Here is a 22,253-nt window from a genome sequence, read left to right as displayed (position 1 = left end):
ATGAGCGTAACGATTTTAGAATATATACTGGAGAAACAGGTAGATGCAGTGATTTATAAGGCCGAAAAGCTGTACGAATCTGCAGGCGACGATATTTATGCGCAGAGCATGATGTTAGAGCCAATAACAGTAATGCTTGCATGTGTGAAAAGCGAAATGCTTGCTGAGCACTACACCAAAACAATCAGTAAAAAATTAGGCATCAAAGCAAACCTGATCAGCAACCAGGTTAAAAAAGACATTGAGAAAAAGAAGGAGGCTCAAGTTCAATTCGTTGCTGAAGGCCAGAAAGCTTTGGCCAGTTGGATAAATAAGGACCATTATTACCGGTTCGGTTTCGATCAACGCGTTGACTTCAACTTTAAAGAAAATACCGGCATTTATTTCGCCCGGAGCAATAACGAATCTGTACAGCTTACCAATTTCACCATTAAGCCATTAATGCATGTTTTTACTTCAGATGACAGTAACCGCCGTTTAACGGAAATTAATAACGGATGGGTACGGGAAGTAATCGAGCTGCCGAGCAGAGCATGGTCCAGCTGCGACATGTTCGAGTCGACCCTAATGGATAAAGGCGTGTTTTTCACTAACGATGGTTTCGGAAAGCCACACCTCAATAAGCTAAAAAGTGCGATTCTACCACAATACCAGAGGTGCTATGAGCTGAAGAACCTTGGATGGCAAAAAGAGGGATTTTTTGCCTACTCAAACTTAATTTACAAGGACGGTACGCAACGCTTTGACGAATATGGAATAGCCGAAGTTGATGGCATTAATTACCTGAGTATGGGAGCCAGTAAAATATTGGCAGGCCTCCGTGATCAGGACGACGATTACAAAAACGACAAATATTTGAAATACGTTGATTCTGACCTGACTTTTTCTCAGTGGACACAGTTAATGATGGATGCTTACCTGGAGAAGGGAATGATGGGCGTTTGCACTGTAATCCTTGCCTGTTATCGCGATATCGTTTTTAAAAGGAACAATAACTGTCCTATCCCCTATTACTATGGTGCTGCACAATCTGGAAAGAGTAAGTTCGGAGAGAGTGTTACCGCTCCGTTTACACTGGATATGCCGGCGCTTAACTTAAACCAAACTACCGAGTTTGCGCTTTGGGAAAGTTTAAGCCGCTTTTTTAACGTGCCAAGACTATTTAATGAGTTTGATGAGAAAAGTATTAAAGAAGAATTCACCAGGGCTTTTAAAGGCGCATTTGATGGCGAAGGCCGGCTCCGGGGATCAGGTAGAAAAGGCAAAACGCAAACACAGCAAATTAATTGCCTTCCGGTTCTGCTTGGCCAGTATCTGAGCACCGGCGATGACGGAGCATTGCTGCAGAGAACTTTGCCAGTAAAATTTGTCGAAGATAATAACCGGACTGAGCAGCAAAAGAAAAGGTTTCAGGAACTAAAAGACCTGGAGAAAATCGGAATTACATCGATCAGCTGCGAACTATTTAAGTACAGGGATTACGTTTCCGACAACTTTAATACCCGTTTCTATAAAATGCTCGAGAAGATGACTGAATCTTTAAAAGCAGATGGTTTAATGCCAAAGACCAGGATTCTGGAGAATTTTGTAAACGCATTAACCATTACGAGCCTGGTGGCTGATAAAATCAATTTTGCTTTTTCAATTGATGCGTTTTTTGAATACTGCAAAGAACAGATCAAATCGTTGAGCCTGATCATCAGCGAAACCAATGCCCTGGCCGATTTCTGGAAAACCGTGGAACTTATGGTTGATGAGGACGATATCGAACAGGGATATCACTTTAAGGTCGAAACGAAATCAGAAATTCTACTGGCCGCGAAAGAACGGAACCAAACGTTTAAAAAGACTTTTACCGAGCCAAAAAAACTGCTTTACCTACGTTTCAGTACTGTTCACTCAATGTATTTGAAGCAGTACCGGAGCGCCACCGGCAAATCGGGAATTGGATCCGCGACCGTGGAAAGCTACATGAAGGATCTGCCAAGCTTTATAGGTAGCAATCCTGCAAGCAGCTTCCGCGCACGCAATGGAAAATCAACAAATACAAGCTCTTATATTTTCGATTACGATTTGCTTAATGTGAACCTGGAGCGAACAAAAGACGATGATTCCGAAAGTATAGAAGCCAAAATTACAGGAGTACTTTCTGAAGACTCAAAAGCAGTTGATGTACTTGGTAAGCTCCACCTGGAGTTCACAGTTCTCCAGGACGAAGGATACTGGATGGATACCGTCTGGATAAACAAACAGACCTATACCAAATGCAGGTCAAAAGAGATCAATGCCGTATCCGCTCTTAAAAAGGGAACCAAGGTTTCTTTGATCGGTATGCTCGAGGAGCGGTTGATCAATGACTCCTTAAGGCGAAAATTAGAAGTAATGTCGGTTCAAATACTAGATAGCAATGGAACAGCAAAAAAAGAAGGCATCTTTTAGCGATATCGTCATCTACCGGTATGATTGGCTCGTGAACAAGACGGGAAAAATGGTGGTAATAGTCGATTTCTGGTATGAAGGATCACAAAAACACCGGGTTGGCATGTTAGAGGTCGGAAAATCGACCACTATTGAACCGTGGCCGCTCTATACGGATCTGCAGAAAGAAATTTTCGAAGGAAACTTAAAATTTTTTATAAAATAAACTAAATACAAAAATGGGGAACATTAAAAACCTAGTAAAAAACGCCTCAAAGAATGGCACAATCAGCGAAGACGCTGCAACAGCAATTGCATTAGCTGCAGATAATCTTTTGGGAAGATCAGTATTGCTCTTAACTGAACTAAAAAAGCAAGTGGGCACGGTCACCGGCGAAAAGATAAACGAATTGCTGACCGATATCACCGGTGTAAAATCAAAAGACCTGGTTTACTTTTTCGAAAAGGAACCTGAAGGACAATAAAAGCAAAAGCCCTGGTTCGTGGCCAGGGCAATCACTAATTAATTTTTAACAATCACAAAGATGGGAAAACAATTCAAAAATGCAATCGAGGTTCCGGTTGATCAGGCAGCAATGATTGCCGAAAAATTCGAAAAGGACATGGTGGTAATCATTACCTACTCCAGGGATCAACACTCTGAAACCGTAACAACATTCGGAAAAACTGTTTCCGATTCGGACTATGCTGCAGCAGCTGGTAACAATCTAAAAAAGGCCCTTAGATGGGATGAAGCAAAAACCCGGGATGTGTCGGCCAAAGTGTTAAGGCTAGTAAATGCCTTGGAACGTGCCGTTCCAATATTGGAATTTGCAGATGGCGACTCTAAAACATTGCAAGAAATTAAAGATGTATTGAAAATTTACCGTGACCTAGAAGGTCAGGAAGGAGCGGAAAATGGCAATTAGAAAATATGAATTCGATTATTCGATCGGTGAAGCAATAGTCTGCTTCACCGTGGATACTGATGTTTTTACCGAGGAGCTTGCAAAAGGTACTTTGGAGTTTTTTAGATGGGATTATGATCGCGAAGCTGATCAGATCGACGAAGCAATGAAAAAATACGCTTTGAAGGCCATCGAATTTGCGACGTTTAACGGTAGGACCGAACTAGGTGTGATTGAAGATTTCAATAACGCAGAGGGCTATGCTCCCATAGATGGTAGCCTTGGCATCATCTTGACCGAAGTTGATAAATATGAGTTTCGCGATTTCTTTTTAGAAATGGAGGTGAAGCATGCCTGATCTAACATTTGATGATATACAGTTTAAATGTCCGGCCTGTGACTTCGAACATGACCATGTTTATCTAACAGCCGAGATAGGCAAAGATCACCAGCTATACTATTGTGATAATGACATTGGCGGCTGTGGAAATAAAATAGTATTGCAAACTAATGTTGCAATTGATATCAAGGTTTTTCCTTTTAAAATACCTACTACCGAGCCATAATGATCAAAAATTTTATCGATTGGTTCAAAATGCGGATGTATCTGCATATAGCCAGAAAAGAAACAACAATTATTAGAAAACACTTTTAATCTCAACTTATGGCAATTATAGAAAATGCAAAAAACCTTGTTTTTCAGTCTGAAGACGATAAAGGCTACTTTTTTTTACGAATCACAAAATCATACCCTATTCAGTTAAAGGTTGGTAGGCTTGAAGATTTTACCGGAGCTCCAGATGAGTCGGATTCGTGTAACGTATCCGCTATTGAACTTGAGGAAATACAGGAAGTTATTAATCGGGCATTGATCCACTTTAAATAAGATGAAAAATACCCTTCAAGCCTACACTGAACTTTACGAGTACTTCCAGTGCTGCATTCTGCATTGTGATCAGCTATTATTCGAGAATGATACTGGAGAAAAGGATTTCAAGGCAGATTATCATCGAACAATGCATTCGGAAATTGATAATACTATAAGTGAATTGCAGGAAATGAAGACTAAACTTAAAAAAATATGAAATACTTAATTCGCATCACAAACACTTACAATACCCATAATTCATTGGAACGAGAGGTTCAGGAGTTTTTAAAAGCTATTGATCGGACGTTAATAAGGTCGGAGTACATTGAAAATCTTAAATCTGGTATTTCAGATGAAATAAGCAGGCTTTCAAAAGAGAACAAGCGTTGTAAAACGATAAGCACCCATTGGTATAAATCAGGGACAGAAGACCAAGACTGGAGCATGTTTCTGACTGGTATATGTGGACTTACCCTCTTACATGTAAATGATAGGCACCTTGCAATAAGAGCCAAAGGTGAAGCCAGTTTTTTATACGCAACATCTAGACAAGATGAAACAGCCAGCGAAACTTAAACCGGTGGCCAACCGGCGCTACTACATGAACCGGAAGCTGAAGGAATACGGGATTGATTTTAACATCAAAACCGGTGAAATTAAATTGCCTTACAAAAGGTTTATGGATATCCCGGTCGGCTTACGTTTTTATATCGGGGAATGCATTAAACTCCAATACAATGTCCAGTACGAAATCGATGAAAATTTTAAAGCTAGATCTATTGAAAAAGCTAAGCCGGACAAGAAGAAGAAACGGGATCCGGATATAAAACCGAGGCAGTACACCAGGAAAGAAACCAATGTACCCGTACCGAATCAAATCGAATTATTTTAATAAAATTCTGTGATTCGGTTAAAAGCAAAACGGGGAAGCAAATTTAATTGCCTCCCCGTCTCAATCTAAATTAACGCTCTCGCCTCAAAAGTAGCAATCTTAATCTAATTACAAAATCAAAACTCAATTAAAATGAACAATCTTAACACAACACAAAGAACCTTGGACCATGAAGGTCGCGAGGTTTTTATTCAACATGATTATGACTTCGTATCGAAAGTCTTATATAAGAAGAAACCTAATTTAGTTTGGTTTCTAAGGAATAAGTCCAACAAGTTTGAGAAGTATGAACCAAATTACAGTGATTGGTACATTGCTGTGGCAGTCGAAAAACTGGAGAAGATCAAAGAAGATCGTCATTTGATAGATTCTAGCCTTATTATGTCTTATCGGTGGGCCATACGGGAAGGGTTTAACCACCAGTTAGATCCCGCCTTAAAAAAATCATATGACTATCCAGGTAATCGAAACAATATTAAAGGTGTTTTAGCATACATCGACCGGATAAAAAAAGCGTCTGGTAAAGAAATGGAAGAGATCCTTTCATCAGACAATAAATCCTCTTCTACTAACGAAAAGTAATTTTTTATCCAAGTTAGTAGAACAAAAAACCCCGAGCAGATCTGCTCGGGGTTTTTTGTGCATTTTATTTCACACCTGTAAAGCACAATTTTACTAAAATACTGGTCCTGCTCCTAAGTAAAACGGTCCCGATCCTAATCGATCCTTAAAAAACACCCCTGTTCCTAAGCGGAAACATTTTTACCGAAATTTCAACAAAATGCTTTTAAATAGCATTAGAGGCATATCGTTTATAAAATTTTGAAAATTTGGTAAAAAAGTGCGCAGCGCAGTATTTCTGCTCCTAATGCTCCTAATTCTCCTAATTATATTAAAATATAGCTTTATTATACTTTAAATACACTTTTTATCTAAATATTGCCTTAGGAGCACTTAGGAGCAAACGGAGACCTTAGGAGCATAGGAGCACATTTTTCAAAAAACATGCTGTCCTGTATAGAAATGTGAAATTTCTATTACTTCATACTAAGGAATTTGATTTATTTTTAACCAAACGTATCTCATTATATGGATATAGTACTTAGGGTACCAGTTAAGACTTTCGTGTACAAATACATTACTGCCAAATACGGCAGCCCTTGGCATTTAAACTCAAAATGCAAAGATGGTAAGATGCTCCAGGAGTTTTTGGAACGAGCGCCTCACCGTCATGAAAAGTATGCCAGCAATCAAAAGATTTTAGAGATCGTAATTCCTTCCCGGATATTCCTTCAAAAAGGCAGCTACCTTAGCCAGGCGCGGATCAATGCTTTTATCGAGATCATCCACATGGATATTATGAACGAGATCAATAATTTTTATTCGGCGATTACCGATGGCCTGGGCCTGAAGAAATATAGTGTTGTCCGGGTAGATGTAGCTGAGCCTGGTCAGAAGGTTAAGACCAGGAGACTGCAACCATCAGTGGCGCCGAAATTCTTTGAGCAGAGGGAAGTTATATATGATTTTTTGAAGAAATATGACATCACTGAGGACGATCTGACGTTCGATGCGATGAAAAAGCAGCTTTACCGGTCAACCAAGATCAAAAATTGATCTCATTATCAGACCGTTACAAGACTTTTTACGTTTTTGTCCCCTATTGGACCAATAAATATGATGTTCTAAAAGCCACCGCAACGGCTGAAGCAACCTGAAAGGGTTGCTTTTTTTGTTTATAGAGCCTGTCCTTTTCGGGACAACACATCTTGTGCAATTTGTATGCCATGATAGAATTGCTGAACATAAATAATTCGAACCTGGGCGGAGTATATATATTAAGGTTTGCACCGAGGTTCTTTTTTTCAAGTTTAAATCCTTTGGATTTATTATTTAAAGAGGGTTTTGAATGGATAACGATTAGACTAACCTCTGAATCCGGACAGGTTGATCACGAATCTGCCCTGGATAATGGTGATCCCTTCTATAACGTAAGCATTACAGCGTCACTTCCAAAGGAGCGTCCGGAGATTGATACAGTCCTGGATAAATATACCGGTCTTCCATGCGTCGTAAACCTTCATGATCAGAACAGCCGGGAGCGCCTGGCCGGTCACCATGCCGGTGAGCTGGTCCTTATGCATTCATCTACATCTGGGAAAGTTACTGCAGATGAGAATGGATATCAGATAAGCTTCAAAGGAAAACAGCAATATAAGGCTGATTTCATCACTCTTTAAGCCTATCCCTGTCCTTTAGAGGCTATCCAACTGCGTGTAAACTTGCTTCTGTTATATGAAAATAAACAGATTAGCATCGGTTATTATGCGTGGTACCCTTCTTATGGATCCACGCTTTGCTGTTGGCATGATGCCAATGGCAGCTCGTTTTCTTAATGGCGAAAAAGTTTCATTTTTCGATGACGACGTATCCGACGAAGCAAAGGATCCCATAGCAAATACATATTGCCTCAGTCCTGAGGGAAACCTGGTCGCTTCTAGAAAAAGTGAATCGGGCAATCTTTACCAGGATGCTCCAGTAGGATCTATCATGATCATCAATATTGAAGGTACAATCTTCAAGGATGATTATTGCGGTTCACCAGGCACTGATACAATGTCTCAATGGGTGAAGGAAGCTGTTTATTCTGATAACATTGCAGCTGTCATCCTAAAAATAAACTCTGGCGGTGGATCTGTGGAAGGTACTGGAGAGTTTGCTCAAACAGTAAAATGGGCCGACGCTATCAAACCGATGATCGCTTTTACCGATGGACTATGTGCATCAGCTGCTTATTGGATCGCTTCGGCCTGCCGGATGATCTTCGCTTCCTATCTAACCGTAGAAGTCGGAAGTATCGGCACAGCAATAAAATTTATCGACAACAGGGAAGCGATGAAGATGTATGGGTATAAAGAGATATACATCAACGCGGATCCTTCTGTAGACAAAAACCAGGACTACTACAAAGCCCTCGATGGAGACTATGGACCGATCAAGCTCCAGATACTAAATCCTACCAACGATGTATTCCTATTGGTAGTTAGGGAAAACCGCGAAGGTCGTTTGGTAGAAACATCGGTGAAGGAAGGTGACATCACCCGGATCGAACCACTTTCAGGTAAAGTTTACCTGGCTAAAAAAGCAATTGAAATAGGTCTGATAGACGAAATATCAGATTTCGACAGTGTATGCCAATACACTATGGACCTTGTTCAAGCCCCCTCAACAAGTAAATCACAAAAAACTATTAATATGATAAATGTTTTCGGAAAATTCTCAAAACTAAGTGCTTTAGCCGGTAAGGCAGCAGGTTCAATTACCTCTGCAGACGTGGAAGGCATCAATGAGCAGATCGCGGCAGCAAATGTGCCCGATGTTACGCTCGTTCTGGATTCAGAACTGCAGGCTTTACAAGATAAAGCTGCTAAGTCTGATGGATCCGTATCTGCAGCTGATCACAAGATCGCAACAGAAAAAATCACGCAATTGGAAGCAGATCTTAAAGCGGCAAAGACTGCAAAAGAAGCCGCTGAGAAAAAAGCTGCTGATTTAGCTGAAGAACCTGCAGATGTTCCTACAGGTGGCAAAAAGAACGGAACAGATGTAATCGAAGGTACAACTTCCGAAGCTGACGATTTCTATTCTGAAGCCGACGCTGAGTTTGAACAGATTTTAGCTAACCAAATACAACTCCCTAAATAATACTCTCATGGCAGAAACTGCAAAACCAACAAACGACGTTACCGCACTTGGTAACTACGCTGGCAAATACAGCAAGGCTTTAATCGGCCAGTTATTGAACACCCTGGATATCGCTTTAGATATCTTTGTAATGCGCAATATAGACGGACCAACCAAGCTTACAAAGCTTACCGTACAATCAGGTATCCGTCCACTTGATACCTCTATCGATGATGTAGATGATACAGGCCGCGTTTGGTCAGGACGTACCATCGACGTTTACGGAGGTATGAAGCTTTTCAAAGTTATCCCTGAAGAGCTGAGAAAAACCTGGATGAGCGATCAGATGGGACCGAATGCAAAAAAAGAACCATTTGCCCAGTTCACCTGGACAAAAGAATTCGAAAAAATTGCTGAGGAAATCAACGAATCGGTTTTCTATGCTGATTATAAAGCAGATGCTCCGTTATTTGATGCTACTGCAATTTATACTGCAGGCGTAAGTTTCGTGAAGTTCGAAAAGAACTATTACGCATGTATCACAACTACTACTGCTGGCCAGTCACCAACAACTCATGCATCGAAATGGGAAAAAATTAACGCTTCTGCGATCACTACCGGTTTAGGTACGATCATCAAGAATGAAATTATTGCAGGGAACCTGGTTCCTATTCCAACAGCAGTATTTACCGAAACCAATACTGTTGCTGAACTTCAGAAAGTATGGGAAGGTACCTCTAAAGCTTTCCGTAAGAAAAAATCGATCATGCACATCAGTGGTGATGTCATGACCAAGTATCTGAAGGACTACGATACCCGTTATGGAAAAGGTAATGGCATTGCCGACACCACTGAAGATGATCCTATTGTTTATTTAAAAGGATCAAGGAAAAAAGTCCTTTTAAAAGAGTGTACCTGGATGAACGATAGCCAAAGAGTGTTCTTGACATTGGATGGCAATGCTGTAATGGCAATCAACCAGGACAGCGATCTTAACTCTATCGGTAAAATGATCGAAACTTTACACGGTTACAAAGCGATCATCAAGTATTTGATGGGATTCCAATTCCAGGATCTGGAAATCCTTTACGTAAACGATAAACTTTAACAGAACCAGAAATAAATAACCAACCAAGGAACGCACCGGTAAACAGCCGGTGCGTATTTATTCAGTTTAGAAAATTACCATCATGGGAAAAGAAAATTTAACAGCAGCTGCACTTTCAGAGCAGCTTAAAACTATAACCGGCGAAGATTCATTGAAAACTTTTGCCGGAAAGGTCATTGCAGCATTAGCAGATGCAGAAAAACAGCTTGATTCGGCCGCAACAATGATTGTGCAGCATGAAGAAAAAGCAGCTGCAGAGCGAAAAACAAATCCGAATTACCGTCCTGAAGCTGTGATCGGTAAAAAGATTTATCGCATCAACCACAAGGTAAGGTCGTCAACAGGTCAGGTCCTTGAACTTGATGAGATTGCTGCAGATGTGAAGCTCATCCAGGAGCTGGTTAAGAACCAGTCAAGCGCCGTGACCGAAATAATTAAAGACTAACCTTTAAATCAATTTAAAATGGCAGATATATTAGAAGATGTTCAGTTCCCCGATGGAGCTAAGAACATGGCAGGAATCTCGAAAAACGCATACATTGCTTTTGAGTCTTCCTTTACAACTTTAGGCGAGCCGGTGGCAGAGCCTGGTACTTTGGATGCTGTAGTTGAAATTACAACCGCGCACGTTTTAAAACCTGGAGGAAAGGTGCATAAGCTTACTGTGATGTACGATAAGAGTACAATCGAATCGACAATGGTTGGTGCTACCCGTAAATCTCACAGCTGGAAACCAAAAGCCAAATTATTTTATGCAGGTACCGAAGCCAAAGTATTAGGTTTTGCGGCAATAATCCAGAACGCGGATCTGATTACCTTTCTTGAGCCATTAAATGGTGAAGGAATGATCCAGATCGGTTCGTCAAAACTTCCTGCTTATGTAGTGAGTGGATCGGTAAAATTAGGTGAAGGTCCTGAAGGAGAGAAAGGTGTTACTTTCGAAATCGAAGCTCCGTGTGATGCTCCTTATTTCTTATACACCGGCATCCTTCCAAAATTAGGCGCCTAATTTTAAATTGCATGGCCACTAAAAGTATTTTACCGGAACCGGTAAGCGCTCAGTTCAAACTGAAGAAAGATGCTCCGCTTAAGATCTATGATCCCAAAGTCGGAGACATCGACTTCAGGGTGATCACCATTGACCAGGCTGAAGCTTTGGTCAACGCAGGGAATCCATATATCGAAAAAACTAAAAATACAATCCCAGAACCTACTGTATAGGTTCTCTCCGCTTTTTCGTAAGTTGCATTTTTCCCCCGGACCGAAAGGCCGGGGTTTTTTATTATTTTTGATTATGGCAGAAATAATTTTTAAAGCCGCTTTCGGCAATGAAGAAAAAATAGTGGAACTCAGCACGCCAAATGGAGCAGGTGGAGTCTATTATTTTATCATTGATAATTTCTACCAAGGCAAAGTTCATGAAATGATGCACGGTTACCGCGTATCCCTACAGAACCCGGATCCAGATTATACACAAGCCGATTTCGATATTCTGATCGATATTGTTCTCGAGCATGAGCAGGGTGTCCTTTAATGGGCTGCTCCCTTTTTGATATTTGGGTTACATAAACAAATCACTAAATATCAAAAAATGAAAAGTTCTAAAATCCTGATTTTCGTCACTGCAATCGCAATGGTGTCTGTGACGGCAAGCAAAAGCTTTGGTTCTCCAGGAGAGCACAAGGAACCGGTTGCGACCGAGGTTACTGTAAAAAGTGGCCATCTAAATTTTAACCTGGTGACTCCAGAAGTATTTAATCCATTAATTTCAGTTGAAATGATTAAAATTTTTTCTGAGCGTAGCCTGGTAGCGCTAGATAAACTGGACCAGGAATCTAGTGATCGCTTAATTGCCAGGTTAACATCGAAAACCACCAATTTCGAAAAAGAAGTTCTCTGCAGTCCACATTTGGGTGATGCAATGGATGCGCTAATGATCAAAAAAGGAAACGAAGAGAAATTAAGAAAGCCGAGCTTATCAAGCAATCCCAGTCAGGCAAAAGCATTTCGAAAGTTGCGACAGAATATTTTTTGAGATAAATAGATAATTTGAATGGTCCGGTTAACGCCGGACCATTTTTGTTTATGTCCTTTAACGGATTGCCGCCTGCAGCTTTATTTGGGTATAAATTCAGAAAACCCAAATCATGTCTTCAACAGAAATAGCCAAAGGCTTTAAAAAACTTAACCCTGGTCCACTAGATGAATGGTATGGGCCTTACGCGAATACTGCAGCTGCATGTGCTGCAATTCCAAATACTGAAATCAGCGGCAGTAAATTTAGGCTGGGGAAAGTAGTTGGGGTGATTACTGATAGTATTATTGTCGACTATGCTTGGAAAGGAGGAGTTTTGGATGCAGATCTTCAGCCGGTTTTTAAAGGTTTGATAGATGAGGAGACTTTGGCGCCAATAGAAAAGAACATAAATACACTGAAGCAAACCGTAACCCAGGCTTCAGACAGTCCTTTTGAATGGTCTGACGAACTTGGCAATATAGTTTTACAGATATTGGCTGATGGTGGTGTTGAGGCATTAAAGCTATTGTCAAAATCTATTGAGATTGGCGGAAAAACGCTTATTAAAACAGAAAATGAGGATTATCTACTGTCGTACGAGGATACGTCCGGAAACATTGCATTTGGTGTCACCAAAGACAAAACACTGGTAGGTGTACGGCTTCCTGATGTTTCTGCTCTTGGCATAAACTCAACAATTTACCATATCATAGTCGGTGGCCAAAGTTTAAGCATCGGAGCGTATGGTTCGCCGCCGATAACCGTTAATCAAAAGTATAACAACATAATGTTTAAGGGAGGTGTTGTAACCTGGTTTTATGGATCGTCCCAAGAAAGCCTGTCTGCCTTTGTTGATCATACCGAAAGTCCTGCTTACAGAGATCCTGATGATGATACGGCAGACGGGTTTAGAAGAAGGGAAACTGTTGCATCTGGGATTGGTGAAATGTTTATCCAGTCGCTAAGCGAGGAAGAAAATCTTGAATTTGAAGATGATTTTCGCCTGATGTTTACATGCACCGGCGAAAGTAACCAGGATATCGATAAGTTATCAAAATACCCTTCGGATCCTGCTTATGCGTTCAACTACGAGAAAAACATTACAGCTATATCGAAAGCTTTTGAATTGTCCAAGGGGTTAGGATTGAGCTATAACGTTCCTGCAATTGTATTCATACACGGCGAAGCTGATCTCCAAAACAATGGTGACTATTATATTTCAAAACTTAAAAATTTAAAAAGGGATTTTTGTGCCGATGTTAGGGCAATTACAGGTCAGGATAACGATCCAATAATGATAATTAGCCAGGTAGCCTCACATAGGGTCCCGGATTTATATCCAAATATTGCGCTGGCGCAACTTAAAGCTTCATTAGGATCAGACGGCATCTATTTTGGTACCACATCCTACGACACCGCTTACTATGCGGATAATATACACAAAGTAAACACTGCGTATAAACAGATGGGAGCCAGTATCGGTTACGCACTAAAAAGGATAGTTGTGAACGGCGATAAATGGGAGGCTCTGCACGGAATAGCGTTTAGGGTTCAAAAAGATCTTGTTGAAATTGATTATAATGTCATCAAAGGAAAGTTGGAATTCGATACAACACTGGTTACAGAAGCCGCAGACAAAGGATTCGCTGTTTACAATCTTTTCGGTGGCAAAGTCCCGATTGAAAGCGTGACAATCAAACGCCTTAAAACTATATCAATTAGATTATCTGGAGGCGTATCATTCGAAAAGGGATGGAAAATTACATATGGAATGACGCTTGAAAGCAGCACTTCAGGCCCGATCGACGGTGCAAGAGGTAATTTACGAGACAACCTTTCTGAAGCCATGAATGTGATTTATAAAGGATCTACTGCGACGGGTACAGATAATTTTGTTTACCCTCTTTATCGATGGGCAGCAATACAGGAACATACAATTTAACTTATAACTATAATGAGATTTATATCTAAAACAGCTGATTTCAGCGCCGATAATATTGGCAATGCCAATCGGGCCGAGGCCTTTATACAGGTGGCAAATATTACAAGCATAGTTCAAAAAGCAGCAATAAGAAATATTGAAAATGCTCTCAGGGAAGCTGATCTTTGGAATGATTTCGATGTTATCCGGATTATGGGTTTTCAACAGTCGCTCGCCGACAGCCTAAATCTAAAGAATCCGCTCAACCTGGACTCTGCCAACCGGGCAACAATAAAAAACGATAATTCTGGCGCACATGTGATAGGTGGTTTTACAGGTGGAATAAACCATGTTCCTCCAGGGGTAAATGAACGTTTTTTGATATCAAACTATATTCTTCCAGAAGACCTAACAAACTTCCATGTGCATGCATACAATAATACACCAGAGGGGTTGACTGGAGAATCGAGAGGTTTTTTCGGAAACAAAGGTGAAAATGCCCTTGGAATAGGCAACTACGACTTGATTTTGGGCAGAAACTTCAATGGACAGACAGTTTTCGGGCTAGGAACCGCAGATAATGCATCGCCAATCTACCAAAACGGATACGACCGGACAAAAACAGGTCTTCTGAGCGGGGCAAAATTCTCTGGAGGACTGCACCTTTATGATGGCGGTGTACAGATCGCCACAGGAGATGCGCCCGCAGGAGTCACTGGGGCCGGGTCTAAATCACTTACAGAAGCATGTTACGGAAACTATTATTCATCTGAGTGCACTTTTCAATGTTTTATGTACGGGAAAACAGCCTGGAATAATGAAAAAGAAATTCAACTACTAAGCATTATTGAAAAATTTAAAACAGATCTAAACTCTTAGTAATTGCTAGGTAGCGGGTAGATATTCAATTGAGGGAACAATGCCAATAACCTTTAAATGAATCATGTCTAAAATTAAATTAAGAACGCCGATATCATACTACGGCGGTAAACAAAAGTTATGCAAAAGGATTATCGAACTGATCCCTGAACATGTTATGTACTGTGAGCCTTTCGTCGGAGGGGCCGCGGTATTTTTCGGAAAAGACCGGTCACCGGTGGAAGTGATCAACGACACCAACAGCGAACTAATCAACTTTTATAAAGTTGCACAGAACAACTTTTCGCTCCTGGAGAAAGAGGTTAAGGAAACCTTGCACAGCCGGGATTTGCACAAGGATGCCTCGGTTGTCTATAATTTCCCGCATCTTTTTTCCGAGGTAAAACGCGCCTGGTCAATTTGGGTGCTAAGTACTCAAAGTTTTGCGGCCCAATTGGACTCATCCTGGGGTTTTGATAAGATCAGCAATACCACAACTCAAAAGATATCGAACAAGAGGGCAGAATTTACCGGTGAGATCAAACAGCGCCTTCACAATGTTCAGATTGAATGTGCAGATGCGGTTTACATCATCCAGAGCCGGGACACCAACGGAACTTTCTTTTATTGCGATCCGCCTTACTTTAATTCCGACTGTGGGCACTATGACGGTTATTCGGAAAAGGATTTTGAAGAGCTGCTGATCACCTTATCGAAAATTAAAGGTAAATTTCTGTTGTCATCTTATCCATCCGATATCCTGAAGAAATACTCTACTGAGTTTGGATGGTCTACCAGGTCGATTGAACAGAATGTTTCGGTAAATGCCAAAAGTGGATATCAGAAAAGAAAAGTTGAAGTGTTTACTACCAATTATTGATAATAAAGCCCGGACGGCAAACGATTGTGGACCAACACTACCATTAGTACCAGGTGCAAAAAAAAGCACCCATGTCCGGGCTTATTCTATTGAGTGGAACAAGGCCCTTTTTTGGGTGGTACTGTGGGTAATGTTGGTCGGGTGCAAAGATATATAAATCATTGAAATTTACTAACGCTGTCCTTTATTAGTTTAAGGGCTGCCCCCTTTTTTGTAGCATGTCAAAAGATATCGCTACATGGCTCGAAAACGGATCAAATTATTCAGAAGGTGTCAGCCTGTATGAAAAATACGGATCCGACGATTTTTTAATACGAATTTTAAAAAAAGGTGAAAACGCCTTCAATAAGCAAAAGCTTGCGGAAGCTCTAGGAGGAGTCCTGATCGATGGGAAACCCGAACCACCAGCTCCAGAACCGCTACCGGTAGAACCACCAGCAGCTTCTGCTCCTGCCGAGCCTCGCATCTCTCCCCCTCCACCCGGAGAACTTCCAGAACTCTTAAAGGTCACAAATCAGATCGCGGCAAATTTCGCCGAACTCCGTGGGTTACACCCTTATTTATCGATTACGCCGGAAGGTGAACAGTTGCGCCAGGTAGCATTGCGGATCCAGCGTTTGGGAGTTAGAAATTCCGAACTGATGATGATGAAAAACAACATTATCGAAAACGGATACGAAACTCCGGAGCCTGAAGAAATCAAAGCACCGGTGATGATCGACTATAACCTGATCAGGGAAAAAGAAAGTATCCGGAAATCATTAAATAAAGCCGAAAACCGGTTAAAAAAACAGTCAAATCCTAAAGACTACACTTTGGCCTTGATTGCTCAGCGCAAAAAAGACCTCGCCGATATCAACGCCCGGATTGCTGAAGCTAAATTGAAAGGAGCAGCTGATGGCAAGGAATAACAGACCAGGGATCCGCTCATCTTTTGTGCAGCCTGAAGATCTTCTCGATCGGATTTATAAAGCCTGGCTTGCACACGCAATCGATAAACTTCCTGAAGTTGAACAGAAGGTGCTGGAGCGCATGGAATATGCGGACCGGAAACTGACTAAGGGTGGTGTTGGCTCGATGTATTTCAACCTGCTTGATGATATGGAGCAATATTTCAAGGAACACGGTGTATCGCGCCGGACACTGGAAAATGATATTTCCAGGGCGAAAAAGTTCTTTTTATCAGCCAGGCCTCGAGAGGATAAAGAGTATGCCCGGGGCAAATCAATTCAATGGCTGGAGCGCCTGATCTGGAAAGCTGAAGAAGAATGTGATTTTCGTGCTGCAGCTTTATTGATGAAGGAACTCGACGAGATCCAGGGCTTTAAACGTGAAGATCCAAATCTTCCGGATTACGAAAAATTCGAGATTCAACCGATTCTGGTTATAAGCGATCCAACACAATTGGGTGTGCCGCAAATTGAAAACCTGGAGGAGGAACTTGCAAAACTTCGTGGATCCAGGGCTCAGTTCCTTAGCCAGCTGGACATGGAAGACGCGCAATTAGAGGAGGAGGAGGATTCCGATGGTTCTATTTAGGAATACCTACTATAACGATCCCCAACAGCGGATCCTTACTACCAACCCAAATACCGGCACTTATGTTATGGGCCGGGCGACCGGCAAGTCAGAAGGTGTCGGGGCGCCGGCGCTGATCGATAAGATCCTGCACATGCCGCGCTCGGCAATCGGCGTCGTTTGCCGGACATTCATGCAGGCTGCTGACCGTACCCTGCCCCCTCTTTATGTTGGTTGGGAGCGTATGGGCTATATCCGTAATGTACATTATTGGGTTGGGATCTGCCCGCCCAGGGAGCTCAATATCCCCAGGCCATTATACGGTCCGGATAAAGAAGCGTCTAAACATTGCATCTTTTGGTTTAATGGTGCCTATATGTCCATCATCTCGCAGGATAGGCCAGGTTCCGCCAATGGTAAAACCCTGGATTTCCTTTATGGTGATGAGGCCAGGTTTATCAATAAAGCAAAATTCGACAATGAGATATCCAAGGCAAGTCGTGGTAACGTAAAAGAATTCTCACATTATGCCGGGCATGGTGGTCAGCTGTTCCTGACTGATATGCCGACTACTCCTGAAGCTAAATGGATATTGGCCAATCAATCGCACAATGACCTGAAGATAAAGAAAAACGGGAAGGTGTATAAGATGAGCGACCTGATGAAGTTGATCAGCTGTTACCAGATTGAAGTGAATAAAGCCAAATATCAGCTTTATACAGAGCAGAATTTAACCAGGAGAAACAACCTGATCAGGCTGATCAATTCTGATGAGAAGATCCTTAACTATTTGCGACAGGAAACCGCGATGTATATGGAGGCCTCCAGTCTGGAGAATGCACACTTCATTGGGCTTAAGACCCTGAAAAAGTGGAAGCGTGACGACCTTGATGTAATCTTTCGCACCCAGGTACTGAATGAGCGCCTTTATATTGCCGAACACGGATTCTATCCCGACCTGGACCTCAACATCCATGCATACGATAAGTATGACTATTCTGCTATTGAGGGTTTATGGTTGCCTAATGGTGTCGCACATGGCTCATTGAATGATGGTGATGTTGACCGCAAGCGACCTCTTGATGTAGCATTCGATGGTGGATCCACGTTGAACTGTATGGCCGTTGGCCAGGAGCATAGCGATGAATATCGGATCGTTAAGAGTTTATATGTTAAGGGTAATAAGCGTCTACCTGAGCTGGTGGATGACTTCTGTAAGTACTATGATAAACATGAGAAGAAAGAAGCAACCTTTTACTATGATCATACCTTCGTCGGTACGGATGCCACCACTATATTTTCAAATGCCGATACGATTAAGATGAGGTTTAATCACCACCATTGGAAGGTCAACATGGTATATATCGGACAGCAGCCCGGTCATAAGACCAGGTTCGAGCTGGCGGGAACTTTACTGAAGGAAGACGACCAGCTTGAGCGTATCAAGCCTTTACGTTTCAACCGGACCAATGCCGCCTCGCTCCTGGTATCCCTTCAGTGTGCCGGCGCCCTTCAGGGCAATGACGGGGTGAAGAAAGATAAACGTCCTGAGAAACGTAGTGATGTTCTCCAGGAGGAAGCCACCCACCTTACCGATGCCTTCGATACACTGATCATTGGTCATCACCAGTTCAAGGTCGGCTATCAACAGCCAACAACTACCGCGATCTTCTCTTAACCCCCCCCATATTTGCATTTAAATGCACTATTAATGTTAAAACCCCCTCTGGATTACTTCTGAGGGGGTTTTTCATATATCAGCGAAATACCCCCGGGGGCAGCCCCCTTTTTGGATAGTGCGTGTCCTGCATTACATTCTGAAAGTGCACATCTCATTTTTTTAAAAATGGGCTAAATAGTTTTTTGTCAATGATTTAGCGAATTTTTCATTTCGGTAGATTTTTTCCCTGGTAGCCTGGTATCTCCGCCTGTCCTTTTTGGGCTATCGGTCTGGATCCATCTTCGAATTATGGAAGGAATGATCAAGTTTACCGATATGCTCAGGGTAATGGCCACTGGTGATCCCTTTAGTTTCGAGGCGGTATCCCTGAACCTGAAGGAAGAAACCGGAGGCTTTCGCATCAGATATGAAAATGCAGTACTTCTGGCTGCAGGGAATTCGAGTAAGAGCTCCAGAAAGAACCCCCGAAATTTCATGAACGTGACCAGGACAATTAAGGTACCCACTAAAAGCAGGCCGATCACTGTTCACGCCCTTCTCATCACACAATTCAATGATGAAAAAACCTATATCTAAATGGACGAAATTTTAATCTCAACGGGTAACACCAAAATTGGGCTTTTAAAAAAACACCAGGTCGGTGTTTATATGCAGGCCGATGCTCCACCGGCAGACAAAGCGACAACCGGAACGACCGGTACTGTCAGCACCAAAGATAGTGCGCTGACCCCTGCATTCTGGGGAGATGACAATGATTTTCCCGGCGGGATCAAGAAGATCCTAGACGGTGATGCCGAGCTGAAGGAACTGATCAATACCCTTGTACTTTATTCAATGGGAAAAGGTGTTATCCCTTTTCAAGAAATCGGTATCGATGATGATGGCAATCCAATATTAAAAGCGATCCAGGATCCTGAGGTCCGGAAGTTTTATAAATCGCGGATGGTCCGCAAATACCTGCTCGAAGGATATCAGGATCTGTACACTTTTTTTAATGTGTTTCCAGAAATGATCCCGACAAAAGATCGGAGCAGGATCCACGGAATTTACATCAATGAAGCTTCGCATTGTCGCTGGGAACAGATGGATGATTCAGGAATATTAAAGCGGGTGATCCACAATAAGAACTGGCCAAATGCAAAGCTTAACGATCCGATTGAGACAACTGTAATTCCTGCTATTGATGTCTATGATCCGGATATCCTTAAAACCCTGAAGGAAGATAAGGCAAAAAAGAAATGGATCTTTCCCTGCAGCTATCCAACCATTGGCCAGACCTACTATCAGCTTGCCCATTGGGACGGTCTCCGTGTTTCCGGTTGGCTGGAAATTGCCGCCAAGATCCCGGCCTTTAAGAAAGCCCTGCTTTCAAACCAGATGACGATCAAATATTTGATTCAGATCCCGAACACTTACTGGCCATCAGCATATAAAGATTGGGAAGATTATGATGACAAGATGCGGAACCAAAAGAAAAAGGAAAAGCTGGAGGAAATCAACAAAGCCCTGACCGATGTTGAGAACACCGGTAAATCTATTCTGAACGAGGTCGGTATAGATCCGGTTAGCAAAGAAAAGCTGCCTGGTTGGAATATCATCGTAATTGATGACAAAACCAAAGCGGGTGCATTCCTTGAAGACAGCGAGGAGGCTTCAGCGCATAAAATGCGGGCGCTCGGCCTGGACAACGCGATTGTCGGAAACCTGATGACCGGCGGAATGGGAGCAGGATCCGGATCCGATAAGCGAATCGCTTGGAACCTGTTCATGGCCAAAATCGGACCGTACCGCGATATCATGATGGATCCGCTGATGTTCGCCGCTGAGTTCAATGGATGGACGGAAAAATATCCCGGCTTCACTCTCGCCTACCGCGATACGGTAATGGAAACTTTAGATAAATCACATCAGACTGCAAAGGAGGTAACAAATGCTGCTTAAAACAACCGCTGAAATAAAAAAATACTTTTCGAGTATCGATACCGATTATAATTTCAAATCGATCCAGTCCTTTATCCTAGACGCGGAAACCGACCTCGTGATCCCCGAGATCAGCCAGGAGCTTTACGATAGTTTGCGTATCAAATACACAAATAATGAGCTGGCAGGCAAAACGCTCCAGCTGTTCGAATACCTGCAGAAGGCGATTGTTCACCTGGCTTTGTACAACATGTCAGATTCAGGATCCTTCAGGATCAGCGATTCTGGTTTTTATGTAAGCGTAACTGGCGATACCAGACCGGTATCTGATAAAAAGATGGTGGCTTTCCGCAACGGCAGGTACGAAGCCGGCTATAAAGCTTTAGACCAAGCATTGGCCTACCTGGAGAAAAACATCAATGAGCCGGACTTCCTTGCATACAAGGACAGCGATGTAAAAGAGAGCGCTGCGCACTACTTCATAACCAATTCGAAAGACTTTACAAAATGGTTCAGTCCGCTGGCCAACTCATCAACAACCTACAGGGCGGCTTTAAGTTCTATTGGCATGGCCGAATCGAATTACATCCTTCCGGTACTTGGTGAAGGGTTTTTTGAGGATCTTAAAACGAAAACCCAGGAAGGAACGCTGTCTGCAGATGAAAAAAATTTGGTAACTAAAATCCAAAAGCCACTGGCTTCATTGTCCATCGCTGAGGCAATCCCGATCCTTAATTTCAATTACGACGGCAAAACCCTTTCGGTAAACTACCGGGCAGCAAACAATGACAACATCGAGGCGAGCATGAGCATGAGCGATGAGCGCCTGAGCATGCTGATGAACCAATGCCTGATAAACGGCGAGCTTGAGGTCAAGCGTCTAAAAAAATGGCTAAACACTAACGCCGGCAAGTTTAGCCTTTATACTGCCGACACCGCTTCAGATGATACGGATATCAATTCTGCAGGCAGTCACATCTATTTCGTTTAATATCAAATTTTATAAATAATGTTCTCAACACTTACACATAAGCCGGTTATCGGCATTTTATCTGGATTGGGATCCGGGGTAATCTTATCAGTTCAAAACTTCTTCACAGATGAAACAACCCTCAAGCTCGTGGGCGCTTTCGGTGTATGGGCCGGGGCAATCGTAGCCATCCTAACAGTTTGGCTGAAAGTGATCGAATACTTTGATAAACGGGCAATCAAAAAAGAACGCAAAAAACTTAGACAAATTAAATATGAAAATCTCAAACAAGATTAACGCAATTAAGGATTTCCTGTATTTCCTGGTGACCGGAATTTATTACTTTGTTTCCGTATGCTTCAGCTTTATTAAAATGAAAGCGCTGAAAGAATATGGTGCGCTCCTGGTCATGGTTACCCTTTTCTTTTGCTCCAGCTATGTGCTCAGGTGGATCGATCCGACTGCAGGTATTTTCGATGCCGGTATTCTCCAGATTATAAATCTTTCCCTGGTACAGTTCGCTGTGATCACCACCGTGATCTGGACCTGGTTCAAATTTATCTGGCCAGACCTCGGACACTTCATGAAATTTCATTTTAAGGACAATTTT

The 22,253-nt window shown here is 42.2% G+C and carries 29 protein-coding genes; 28 read left to right on the top strand and 1 reads right to left on the bottom strand.

The features are described from left to right. The 28 genes from ACTJKN_RS05305 (at position 1) to ACTJKN_RS05170 (ending at position 21,940) form a co-directional block, all read left to right on the top strand. Entirely contained in the window at positions 1 to 2,439 is a 2,439-nt protein-coding gene (locus tag ACTJKN_RS05305; protein WP_440823308.1) for a hypothetical protein, read from the top strand. 218 nt (positions 2,440 to 2,657) lie between these two features. After that, on the top strand, positions 2,658 to 2,903 hold the full coding sequence (locus ACTJKN_RS05300; RefSeq protein WP_440823306.1) for a hypothetical protein: 246 nt from the start codon (positions 2,658 to 2,660) through the stop codon (positions 2,901 to 2,903). A 60-nt stretch (positions 2,904 to 2,963) separates the two neighbouring features. Then, positions 2,964 to 3,347, top strand: coding sequence for a hypothetical protein (locus ACTJKN_RS05295; protein WP_440823304.1), 384 nt, complete (start codon positions 2,964 to 2,966; stop codon positions 3,345 to 3,347). Further along, a complete protein-coding gene (locus ACTJKN_RS05290; protein ID WP_440823302.1) occupies positions 3,337 to 3,684 on the top strand; it encodes a DUF2528 family protein in 348 nt (115 codons plus the stop codon). Before ACTJKN_RS05295 ends, ACTJKN_RS05290 begins: the two co-directional genes overlap by 11 nt. Beyond that, positions 3,677 to 3,892, top strand: coding sequence for a hypothetical protein (locus tag ACTJKN_RS05285; protein WP_440823300.1), 216 nt, complete (start codon positions 3,677 to 3,679; stop codon positions 3,890 to 3,892). Before ACTJKN_RS05290 ends, ACTJKN_RS05285 begins: the two co-directional genes overlap by 8 nt. Before the next feature lie 98 nt (positions 3,893 to 3,990). Beyond that, on the top strand, positions 3,991 to 4,212 hold the full coding sequence (locus tag ACTJKN_RS05280) for a hypothetical protein (RefSeq protein WP_440823298.1): 222 nt from the start codon (positions 3,991 to 3,993) through the stop codon (positions 4,210 to 4,212). A gap of 195 nt (positions 4,213 to 4,407) precedes the next feature. Then, the gene (locus ACTJKN_RS05275; RefSeq protein WP_440823296.1) at positions 4,408 to 4,770 is read left to right on the top strand and encodes a hypothetical protein; all 363 of its coding nucleotides are present in this window, start codon (positions 4,408 to 4,410) and stop codon (positions 4,768 to 4,770) included. Continuing rightward, positions 4,748 to 5,086, top strand: coding sequence for a hypothetical protein (locus ACTJKN_RS05270; protein ID WP_440823294.1), 339 nt, complete (start codon positions 4,748 to 4,750; stop codon positions 5,084 to 5,086). Before ACTJKN_RS05275 ends, ACTJKN_RS05270 begins: the two co-directional genes overlap by 23 nt. Before the next feature lie 132 nt (positions 5,087 to 5,218). Continuing rightward, the gene (locus ACTJKN_RS05265; protein WP_440823292.1) at positions 5,219 to 5,668 is read left to right on the top strand and encodes a hypothetical protein; all 450 of its coding nucleotides are present in this window, start codon (positions 5,219 to 5,221) and stop codon (positions 5,666 to 5,668) included. Positions 5,669 to 6,175: 507 nt separating this feature from the next. Then, positions 6,176 to 6,703, top strand: coding sequence for a hypothetical protein (locus ACTJKN_RS05260; RefSeq protein WP_440823290.1), 528 nt, complete (start codon positions 6,176 to 6,178; stop codon positions 6,701 to 6,703). A 170-nt stretch (positions 6,704 to 6,873) separates the two neighbouring features. Then, the gene (locus ACTJKN_RS05255) at positions 6,874 to 7,326 is read left to right on the top strand and encodes a hypothetical protein (protein WP_440823288.1); all 453 of its coding nucleotides are present in this window, start codon (positions 6,874 to 6,876) and stop codon (positions 7,324 to 7,326) included. A gap of 55 nt (positions 7,327 to 7,381) precedes the next feature. Continuing rightward, positions 7,382 to 8,791, top strand: coding sequence for a S49 family peptidase (locus ACTJKN_RS05250; RefSeq protein WP_440823286.1), 1,410 nt, complete (start codon positions 7,382 to 7,384; stop codon positions 8,789 to 8,791). 7 nt (positions 8,792 to 8,798) lie between these two features. Beyond that, positions 8,799 to 9,878 carry a hypothetical protein gene (locus ACTJKN_RS05245; protein ID WP_440823284.1) on the top strand — a complete coding sequence of 360 codons (1,080 nt, stop codon included), beginning with the start codon at positions 8,799 to 8,801 and terminating at the stop codon, positions 9,876 to 9,878. A gap of 82 nt (positions 9,879 to 9,960) precedes the next feature. Continuing rightward, positions 9,961 to 10,323, top strand: a complete 363-nt coding sequence (locus tag ACTJKN_RS05240) for a hypothetical protein (protein WP_440823282.1) — start codon at positions 9,961 to 9,963, stop codon at positions 10,321 to 10,323. 18 nt (positions 10,324 to 10,341) lie between these two features. Further along, positions 10,342 to 10,887, top strand: a complete 546-nt coding sequence (locus tag ACTJKN_RS05235) for a hypothetical protein (RefSeq protein WP_440823280.1) — start codon at positions 10,342 to 10,344, stop codon at positions 10,885 to 10,887. Positions 10,888 to 10,898: 11 nt separating this feature from the next. Beyond that, a complete protein-coding gene (locus ACTJKN_RS05230) occupies positions 10,899 to 11,099 on the top strand; it encodes a hypothetical protein (RefSeq protein WP_440823278.1) in 201 nt (66 codons plus the stop codon). A 73-nt stretch (positions 11,100 to 11,172) separates the two neighbouring features. Next, a complete protein-coding gene (locus ACTJKN_RS05225) occupies positions 11,173 to 11,412 on the top strand; it encodes a hypothetical protein (protein WP_440823276.1) in 240 nt (79 codons plus the stop codon). A 57-nt stretch (positions 11,413 to 11,469) separates the two neighbouring features. After that, entirely contained in the window at positions 11,470 to 11,913 is a 444-nt protein-coding gene (locus tag ACTJKN_RS05220; protein WP_440823274.1) for a hypothetical protein, read from the top strand. Between the two features lie 112 nt (positions 11,914 to 12,025). Next, positions 12,026 to 13,837, top strand: coding sequence for a hypothetical protein (locus tag ACTJKN_RS05215; RefSeq protein WP_440823272.1), 1,812 nt, complete (start codon positions 12,026 to 12,028; stop codon positions 13,835 to 13,837). A gap of 12 nt (positions 13,838 to 13,849) precedes the next feature. Continuing rightward, entirely contained in the window at positions 13,850 to 14,695 is an 846-nt protein-coding gene (locus ACTJKN_RS05210; protein ID WP_440823270.1) for a hypothetical protein, read from the top strand. A gap of 64 nt (positions 14,696 to 14,759) precedes the next feature. Beyond that, complete coding sequence (locus ACTJKN_RS05205) at positions 14,760 to 15,554, top strand: DNA adenine methylase (RefSeq protein WP_440823268.1); 795 nt, start codon at positions 14,760 to 14,762, stop codon at positions 15,552 to 15,554. Between the two features lie 218 nt (positions 15,555 to 15,772). Then, positions 15,773 to 16,465, top strand: coding sequence for a hypothetical protein (locus ACTJKN_RS05200; protein ID WP_440823266.1), 693 nt, complete (start codon positions 15,773 to 15,775; stop codon positions 16,463 to 16,465). Then, a complete protein-coding gene (locus ACTJKN_RS05195; RefSeq protein ID WP_440823264.1) occupies positions 16,452 to 17,093 on the top strand; it encodes a hypothetical protein in 642 nt (213 codons plus the stop codon). The genes ACTJKN_RS05200 and ACTJKN_RS05195 overlap by 14 nt, the downstream gene beginning before the upstream one ends. 67 nt (positions 17,094 to 17,160) lie before the next feature. Beyond that, positions 17,161 to 18,750, top strand: coding sequence for a hypothetical protein (locus ACTJKN_RS05190; RefSeq protein WP_440823262.1), 1,590 nt, complete (start codon positions 17,161 to 17,163; stop codon positions 18,748 to 18,750). Between the two features lie 291 nt (positions 18,751 to 19,041). Further along, positions 19,042 to 19,329, top strand: a complete 288-nt coding sequence (locus ACTJKN_RS05185) for a hypothetical protein (protein ID WP_440823260.1) — start codon at positions 19,042 to 19,044, stop codon at positions 19,327 to 19,329. After that, positions 19,330 to 20,694, top strand: a complete 1,365-nt coding sequence (locus tag ACTJKN_RS05180) for a hypothetical protein (protein ID WP_440823258.1) — start codon at positions 19,330 to 19,332, stop codon at positions 20,692 to 20,694. Next, the gene (locus ACTJKN_RS05175; protein ID WP_440823256.1) at positions 20,684 to 21,664 is read left to right on the top strand and encodes a DUF6712 family protein; all 981 of its coding nucleotides are present in this window, start codon (positions 20,684 to 20,686) and stop codon (positions 21,662 to 21,664) included. Before ACTJKN_RS05180 ends, ACTJKN_RS05175 begins: the two co-directional genes overlap by 11 nt. An 18-nt stretch (positions 21,665 to 21,682) precedes the next feature. Next, positions 21,683 to 21,940, top strand: coding sequence for a hypothetical protein (locus ACTJKN_RS05170; RefSeq protein ID WP_440823254.1), 258 nt, complete (start codon positions 21,683 to 21,685; stop codon positions 21,938 to 21,940). On the opposite strand, the gene ACTJKN_RS05165 is transcribed toward ACTJKN_RS05170, so the two are convergent. Beyond that, a complete protein-coding gene (locus tag ACTJKN_RS05165; RefSeq protein WP_440823252.1) occupies positions 21,927 to 22,238 on the bottom strand; it encodes a hypothetical protein in 312 nt (103 codons plus the stop codon). The genes ACTJKN_RS05170 and ACTJKN_RS05165 overlap by 14 nt on opposite strands. Positions 22,239 to 22,253: the final 15 nt, after the last annotated feature.

It is taken from the genome of Pedobacter sp. 22163 (assembly GCF_052045595.1).
GTDB lineage: Bacteria > Bacteroidota > Bacteroidia > Sphingobacteriales > Sphingobacteriaceae > Pedobacter.
Note: the sequence above shows the minus strand (reverse complement) of the source record. Positions and strands in the feature narration are given on the sequence as shown.

Bases quoted from the DNA above. Each gene is read 5' to 3' on its own strand.
- ACTJKN_RS05235 (WP_440823280.1), top strand. From the start codon at position 10,342: ATGGCAGATATATTAGAAGATGTTCAGTTCCCCGATGGAGCTAAGAAC.
- ACTJKN_RS05230 (WP_440823278.1), top strand. From the start codon at position 10,899: ATGGCCACTAAAAGTATTTTACCGGAACCGGTAAGCGCTCAGTTCAAA.
- ACTJKN_RS05300 (WP_440823306.1), top strand. From the start codon at position 2,658: ATGGGGAACATTAAAAACCTAGTAAAAAACGCCTCAAAGAATGGCACA.
- ACTJKN_RS05240 (WP_440823282.1), top strand. From the start codon at position 9,961: ATGGGAAAAGAAAATTTAACAGCAGCTGCACTTTCAGAGCAGCTTAAA.
- ACTJKN_RS05190 (WP_440823262.1), top strand. From the start codon at position 17,161: ATGGGCCGGGCGACCGGCAAGTCAGAAGGTGTCGGGGCGCCGGCGCTG.
- ACTJKN_RS05260 (WP_440823290.1), top strand. From the start codon at position 6,176: ATGGATATAGTACTTAGGGTACCAGTTAAGACTTTCGTGTACAAATAC.
- ACTJKN_RS05220 (WP_440823274.1), top strand. From the start codon at position 11,470: ATGAAAAGTTCTAAAATCCTGATTTTCGTCACTGCAATCGCAATGGTG.
- ACTJKN_RS05175 (WP_440823256.1), top strand. From the start codon at position 20,684: ATGCTGCTTAAAACAACCGCTGAAATAAAAAAATACTTTTCGAGTATC.
- ACTJKN_RS05280 (WP_440823298.1), top strand. From the start codon at position 3,991: ATGGCAATTATAGAAAATGCAAAAAACCTTGTTTTTCAGTCTGAAGAC.
- ACTJKN_RS05170 (WP_440823254.1), top strand. From the start codon at position 21,683: ATGTTCTCAACACTTACACATAAGCCGGTTATCGGCATTTTATCTGGA.
- ACTJKN_RS05205 (WP_440823268.1), top strand. From the start codon at position 14,760: ATGTCTAAAATTAAATTAAGAACGCCGATATCATACTACGGCGGTAAA.
- ACTJKN_RS05275 (WP_440823296.1), top strand. From the start codon at position 4,408: ATGAAATACTTAATTCGCATCACAAACACTTACAATACCCATAATTCA.
- ACTJKN_RS05295 (WP_440823304.1), top strand. From the start codon at position 2,964: ATGGGAAAACAATTCAAAAATGCAATCGAGGTTCCGGTTGATCAGGCA.
- ACTJKN_RS05270 (WP_440823294.1), top strand. From the start codon at position 4,748: ATGAAACAGCCAGCGAAACTTAAACCGGTGGCCAACCGGCGCTACTAC.
- ACTJKN_RS05305 (WP_440823308.1), top strand. From the start codon at position 1: ATGAGCGTAACGATTTTAGAATATATACTGGAGAAACAGGTAGATGCA.
- ACTJKN_RS05250 (WP_440823286.1), top strand. From the start codon at position 7,382: ATGAAAATAAACAGATTAGCATCGGTTATTATGCGTGGTACCCTTCTT.
- ACTJKN_RS05185 (WP_440823260.1), top strand. From the start codon at position 19,042: ATGGAAGGAATGATCAAGTTTACCGATATGCTCAGGGTAATGGCCACT.
- ACTJKN_RS05285 (WP_440823300.1), top strand. From the start codon at position 3,677: ATGCCTGATCTAACATTTGATGATATACAGTTTAAATGTCCGGCCTGT.
- ACTJKN_RS05195 (WP_440823264.1), top strand. From the start codon at position 16,452: ATGGCAAGGAATAACAGACCAGGGATCCGCTCATCTTTTGTGCAGCCT.
- ACTJKN_RS05290 (WP_440823302.1), top strand. From the start codon at position 3,337: ATGGCAATTAGAAAATATGAATTCGATTATTCGATCGGTGAAGCAATA.
- ACTJKN_RS05200 (WP_440823266.1), top strand. From the start codon at position 15,773: ATGTCAAAAGATATCGCTACATGGCTCGAAAACGGATCAAATTATTCA.
- ACTJKN_RS05165 (WP_440823252.1), bottom strand. From the start codon at position 22,238: ATGAAATTTCATGAAGTGTCCGAGGTCTGGCCAGATAAATTTGAACCA.
- ACTJKN_RS05180 (WP_440823258.1), top strand. From the start codon at position 19,330: ATGGACGAAATTTTAATCTCAACGGGTAACACCAAAATTGGGCTTTTA.
- ACTJKN_RS05210 (WP_440823270.1), top strand. From the start codon at position 13,850: ATGAGATTTATATCTAAAACAGCTGATTTCAGCGCCGATAATATTGGC.
- ACTJKN_RS05265 (WP_440823292.1), top strand. From the start codon at position 5,219: ATGAACAATCTTAACACAACACAAAGAACCTTGGACCATGAAGGTCGC.
- ACTJKN_RS05255 (WP_440823288.1), top strand. From the start codon at position 6,874: ATGATAGAATTGCTGAACATAAATAATTCGAACCTGGGCGGAGTATAT.
- ACTJKN_RS05245 (WP_440823284.1), top strand. From the start codon at position 8,799: ATGGCAGAAACTGCAAAACCAACAAACGACGTTACCGCACTTGGTAAC.
- ACTJKN_RS05225 (WP_440823276.1), top strand. From the start codon at position 11,173: ATGGCAGAAATAATTTTTAAAGCCGCTTTCGGCAATGAAGAAAAAATA.
- ACTJKN_RS05215 (WP_440823272.1), top strand. From the start codon at position 12,026: ATGTCTTCAACAGAAATAGCCAAAGGCTTTAAAAAACTTAACCCTGGT.